Origin of the sequence: Microbacterium sp., assembly GCF_051953575.1 — a bacterium.
GTDB lineage: Bacteria > Actinomycetota > Actinomycetes > Actinomycetales > Microbacteriaceae > Microbacterium.
This window is the reverse complement of the sequence record NZ_JBQCIP010000150.1, coordinates 1-5,272: the sequence shown is the minus strand read 5'-3', so window position 1 is coordinate 5,272 and position 5,272 is coordinate 1. Positions and strand designations below refer to the sequence as shown.

Below are 5,272 nucleotides of genomic sequence, written 5' to 3'. Positions count from 1 at the left end.
AACAAGGACGCCTACCGTCGCGCGGTGCGCGCCGGCACCCAGCAGCTGGCGACGGATGCCGCACCCCGGCGTGACGGCATCCGTCCGGCGTCCGCGCGCCGGAGCACGAAAGGGCGGCGGGCATGAACCCGGACGACGTCGTCCTCGCCTTCAACCCGAGCACGCTCCTCATCCTGGACGTCGTGCTGGGGCTCATCATGTTCGGCATCGCGCTGGACACGACGCTCGACGACTTCAGGGTCGTCGCCCGCAAACCCAAGCCGTTCGTGATCGCGATCCTCGCGCAGCTGATCATCCTGCCCGCGGTGACGTTCGCGCTCACGCTGATCCTGCCCGTGACGCCGTCGATGGCGCTCGGCATGATCCTCGTGGCCTGCTGCCCTCCCGGCAACATCTCGCAGGTGCTCACCCACCGCTCGGGCGGCAACGTGGCGCTCTCGGTGTCGATGACCGCGGTCTCGAACCTCATCTACATCTTCGTGCTGCCGCTGTCGGTCGCGTTCTGGGGCTCGCTGCACCCGACCGCGAGCAAGCTGCTCGAAGCGGTGTCGCTCGACCCGTGGTCGATGCTCGGCGAGATCCTGCTCATCATCGGCGTGCCCTTCGCGCTGGGACTGTTCATCCGCCACCGCTTCGAGGCCTTCGCGCGCAAGGTGCAGCCGTTCGTCAAGTGGTTCTCGCTCATCGCGCTGTGCACGTTCATCGTGGGCGCCCTCGCCGGCAACTGGCAGTACTTCATCGCGTTCCTCGGACTCATCGTGGTGGTCGTCACCGTGCACGACGCCGTCGCGCTGGGGATCGGCTACGGCACTGCGGTCGTCGGCGGGCTCGGCACCCGCGAGCGCAAGGCGATGACCTTCGAGGTCGGCATCCGCAACTCCGGCCTGGGCCTCGGCCTCATCTTCACGTTCTTCGGAGGCCTCGGCGGCATGGCCATCGTCGCCGGCTGGTGGGGCATCTGGGACATCATCGCGGGCCTCATCGTCGCCGCCCTGTGGGCCCGGCACACGCGCCGGCGCACCGGGTCGGCCAAGGGCGACGCGTCGCGTCACACGCTGCGGGCGGTGGATGCCGGCGGCGCGGGCGGTCCCGGCGGCGCAGGTTCCGGCGCGGCGGGTCCGGGCGCGTCGGGCTCCGGTGGCCCGGACTCCCCCGCCGCCGACGGAGCGACGGGGGCGGAGTCGTGACCCGCGTCCTCATCACGGGCGGCTCCGGCTTTCTCGGCACCCACGTGGCGGCCGCGCTCGTCGCGGGACCGGATGTCGAGCTCGTCGTAGCCGGGGACGTGCGCGGGCCGCAGCATCCGCTCGACGGGTCGTGTACGAAGAGTGCGACATCACGCAGGCCGACGCCCTCGCGCCGCTGCTGCGGAAGCACGGCATCGACGTCGTCGTGCACCTGGCGGCCATCGTCAATCCCGGGCTCGACCACGCGCTGGAGTACCGCGTCGACGTCGACGGCTCCCGCCATGTGCTCGAGGCCTGCGTCGAAGCCGGGGTGCGGCGGATCGTCGTATCGTCCTCGGGCGCCGCGTACGGCTACCACGCCGACAACCCGGAGTGGCTGCGCGAGAGCGACCCGGTGCGCGGCAACGACGAGTTCCCGTACTCCAAGCACAAGCGTCTCGTCGAGCAGCTGCTCGCCGGCTACCGCCAGGCGCATCCCGAGCTGGAGCAGGTCGTGTTCCGCATCGGCACGATCCTCGGCCCGACCGTGCAGAACCAGATCACGGCGCTGTGGGACGGCCGCGCCCTCCTCGGAGTGCGCGGCGCGGAGTCGCCCTTCGTCTTCGTATGGGTGGACGACGTGGCCGCCGCGATGGCGCGCGCCGCGACCGACGGCCCGCCGGGTGTGTACAACGTCGCCGGCGACGGCCGCGTCACCGTGCCCGAGATCGCCCGGCGCCTCGGCAAGCGCGTCGTGTGGGTGCCGGCAGGGGTGCTCGGCTTCGGGCTGCGCGTCGGCCGTGCGCTGCGGCTCACCGTCCACGGCCCCGAGCAGGTCGGCTTTCTCCGCTACCGCCCGGTGCTCGCCAATGACGCCCTCAAGCGGGACTTCGGCTACACGCCCGGCAAGACCTCGGCCGAGGCCTTCGAAGCCTACCTGGCGTCGCACCCCGGCGTCGCCCGCCACTGACCCCGCCGCCGTGTCCGAGCGAACTGACCGGCGGCGAGCTGCGGGACATGCTCGCAGCGGGCGGTGCGCAGACAGTGAAAGAGTGGATGCCGGGCGCCCGGCCTCCACTCTCCCGAAGCCGGCGGACTAGGCGTCGAAGCCGTCGGCGATGAGGTCGATCAGCTCTTCGCGCTCCTCGACGGGGAGGAACGCTCCCGCGGCCGCGTTGAGCTGGAAGGCCTCGAGGTCGTCCAGGCCGTACTCGAACGTCTCGGCCAGGAGCGCCAGCTCGCGCGTGAGCGACGTGCGGCTCATCGTGCGGTTGTCGACGTTCACCGTGACGGCGAAGCCGAGCTGGTACAGCAGGTCGAACGGGTGGTCTTCGAGGGTCGTACCCCAGCGCTCGATGGCGCCGGTCTGCAGGTTCGACGACGGCGAGAGCTCCAGCGGGATCTCGCGGTCACGCACCCAGCGGGCCAGGTCGCCGAACTGCACGAGCACCTCTTCGCCCGCGCGCGAGACGACTTCGAGGTCCTCGGCCAGGCGCACGCCGTGACCGAGGCGCAGCGCGCGTCCGTCGATCAGGGCCGAGCGGATCGAGTCGAGACCCGCCGCCTCGCCGGCGTGGACAGTCGCCGGGAAGAACTCGGACGCCAGGTAGTCGAACGCCTCGCGCAGGCGCGACGGCGGGAAGCCGTCCTCGGGCCCGGCGATGTCGAAGCCGACGGCCCCGCGCGTGCGCCAGTCGACCGCGAGCTTCGCGATCTCGAGCGAACGGTCGGTGTGGCGCATGGCCGAGATCAGCTGGCCCACGCGGATGTCGTGGCCGCGGCTCTCGGCCGCGTCCTCGCCCTCCTCGATGCCCTCCTGCACCGCGGCGACGACCTCGTCCAGCGACAGGCCGCGGCCCAGGTGCTGCTCGGGCGCCCACCGCACCTCGCCGTAGATCACGCCGTCGGCGGCCAGATCCTCCACGAACTCGCGGGCGACGCGCGTGAGCCCCTCACGGGTCTGCATGACCGCCGTCGTCAGGTCGAACGTCTTCAGGTACTCGACGAGCGACCCCGAGTCGCTCTTGTCGGCGAACCAGTCCGCGAGGTCGTCAGGGTCGGACTCGGGGACCACGAGGCCGATCGCGTCGGCGAGCTCGATGATCGTCGCCGGGCGCAGTCCGCCGTCGAGGTGGTCATGGAGCGAGATCTTCGGCAGGCTGCGGATGGAGACCCCGTCGAGGATGGCGTCGCCGTGCTGGTCGATGGGCATGGGGTTCTCCTGGGGTGCGATCGCGGGGGTGGAGGTTGGATGCTTCGTCTCGTGCCTCGCTCAGCACGAGTGCCGCGAACCGGCGCGACTGAACAGTCTAGGCAGTGATCCGCTCGCGGACGAGTGGGGCCGTGCCCGGAGCCTCGGCACCGATGTGCCAGGCACCCTCGACGGCCTCGAGCGCACGCTCGAACCGCGATGCATCCTCGCCCAGCAGGGTGAACAGCGGCTGTCCGGCCGCCACCTGATCGCCCGGCTTCACGTGCAGGTCGATACCGGCGGCATGCAGCACCGGGTCCTGCGCACGCGCGCGGCCGGCACCCAGGCGCCACGCGGCGATGCCGAACGGAAGCGCCTCGAGCGAGGTCACGAACCCGGCCTCGGATGCCGTCACCGTGTGGGTCTCGTTCGGCGCCGGGAGGGCGGCATCCGGATCCCCGTCCTGGGCGATGATCATCGCTCGCCACGCGTCCATCGCGCGGCCGTCACGCAGCGCGGCCTCGACGTCGGCGTCGGGCTGCCCGGCGAGCGCGAGCATCTCGCGGGCGAGCGCGACCGTGAGCTCGACGACATCGGCGGGCCCGCCGCCGGCGAGCACCTCGACCGACTCGCGCACCTCGTTGGCGTTGCCGATGGCCAGACCCAGCGGGGTGTTCATGTCGGTCAGCAGCGCGGTCGTGGCGACGCCGGAGTCCGTGCCGAGCTCGACCATCGTGCGGGCGAGCTCGCGGGCGCGGTCGATGTCCTGCATGAACGCGCCGGAGCCGAACTTCACGTCGAGGACGAGCGAGTCGGTGCCCTCGGCGATCTTCTTGGACATGATGCTCGACGCGATGAGCGGGATCGCCTCGACGGTGCCCGTGACATCCCGCAGGGCGTACAGCTTCTTGTCGGCGGGAGCCAGACCGGAGCCCGCCGCGCAGATGACCGCGCCCACGCCCTGCAGCTGCGCGAACATCTCGTCGTTCGACAGTGCCGCGCGCCACCCGGGGATCGATTCGAGCTTGTCGAGCGTGCCACCGGTGTGCCCGAGTCCGCGACCGGACAGCTGCGGCACCGCCACGCCGAACGACGCCACGAGGGGTGCGAGCGGCAGGGTGATCTTGTCGCCGACGCCGCCGGTGGAGTGCTTGTCGACCGTCGGCTTGCCGAGCCCGGCGAAGCTCATGCGCTCCCCCGACGCGATCATCGCGTCGGTCATGACGCGGATCTCGTCGCGCGTCATGCCGTTGAGCAGCACCGCCATCGCGAAGGCCGCCATCTGCGAGTCGGCGACGTAGCCGCGCGTATACGCGTCGACCATCCAGCGCAGAGCCGGCTCCGGCACCGCTCCCCCGTCGCGCTTGGTGCGGATGACGTCGACGGCGTCGAACGCCTCGACGCTCATCGGGTCGCCTCCTCGAGGTCGCGCGGTCCGAACGCGTCGGGCAGCACCTCGTCGATGGTGCGGATGCCCGACACCGTCTCGAGCAGCATCCCCGGGATCGCGAATTCGTACAGCAGCTGCCGGCACCGTCCGCACGGCATGATCGTGTCGCCGTGGCCGTTGACGCACACGAAGGCCACGAGGCCGCCGCCGCCGGTCATGGCCAGCTCGCTCACCAGGCCGCACTCGGCGCACAGCGTCACGCCGTACGACGCGTTCTCGACGTTGCAGCCGGTGACGATGCGTCCGTCGGTCACGAGGGCCGCAGCCCCCACCTTGTAGCGCGAGTACGGCGCGTACGCACGCTGCATGGCATCGGTCGCCGCAGCGCGCAGCTCGTCCCAGTCGATGTCGGTCACGGGTCGGATCATCCCTTTATGTATGGTTTGCCCGCGGCGGCAGGACCGCGGATCTGCCCGGCGAAGCCCGCCACGGCGAGGATCGTGACGATGTACGGGAGCATCGCCA

General features: G+C 71.1%; 5 protein-coding genes. 2 read left to right on the top strand and 3 right to left on the bottom strand.

Going from position 1 to position 5,272, the window contains the following annotated elements:
• Positions 1–122 precede the first annotated feature (122 nt).
• Both ACTHNQ_RS09385 and ACTHNQ_RS09380 read left to right on the top strand, forming a co-directional pair.
• A complete protein-coding gene (locus tag ACTHNQ_RS09385; protein WP_440333102.1) occupies positions 123–1,187 on the top strand; it encodes a bile acid:sodium symporter family protein in 1,065 nt (354 codons plus the stop codon).
• Between the two features lie 130 nt (positions 1,188–1,317).
• Positions 1,318–2,136: an NAD-dependent epimerase/dehydratase family protein gene (locus ACTHNQ_RS09380; protein WP_440333100.1), complete on the top strand. Its 819-nt coding sequence runs from the start codon at positions 1,318–1,320 to the stop codon at positions 2,134–2,136.
• Positions 2,137–2,262: 126 nt separating this feature from the next.
• On the opposite strand, the gene ACTHNQ_RS09375 is transcribed toward ACTHNQ_RS09380, so the two are convergent.
• The 3 genes from ACTHNQ_RS09375 to ACTHNQ_RS09365 form a co-directional block, all read right to left on the bottom strand.
• Entirely contained in the window at positions 2,263–3,378 is a 1,116-nt protein-coding gene (locus ACTHNQ_RS09375) for an adenosine deaminase (protein ID WP_440333098.1), read from the bottom strand.
• Positions 3,379–3,475: 97 nt separating this feature from the next.
• Entirely contained in the window at positions 3,476–4,765 is a 1,290-nt protein-coding gene (locus ACTHNQ_RS09370; protein WP_440333096.1) for a thymidine phosphorylase, read from the bottom strand.
• On the bottom strand, positions 4,762–5,163 hold the full coding sequence (locus ACTHNQ_RS09365) for a cytidine deaminase (protein WP_018171879.1): 402 nt from the start codon (positions 5,161–5,163) through the stop codon (positions 4,762–4,764). Before ACTHNQ_RS09365 ends, ACTHNQ_RS09370 begins: the two co-directional genes overlap by 4 nt.
• Between the last annotated feature and the right edge of the window lie 109 nt (positions 5,164–5,272).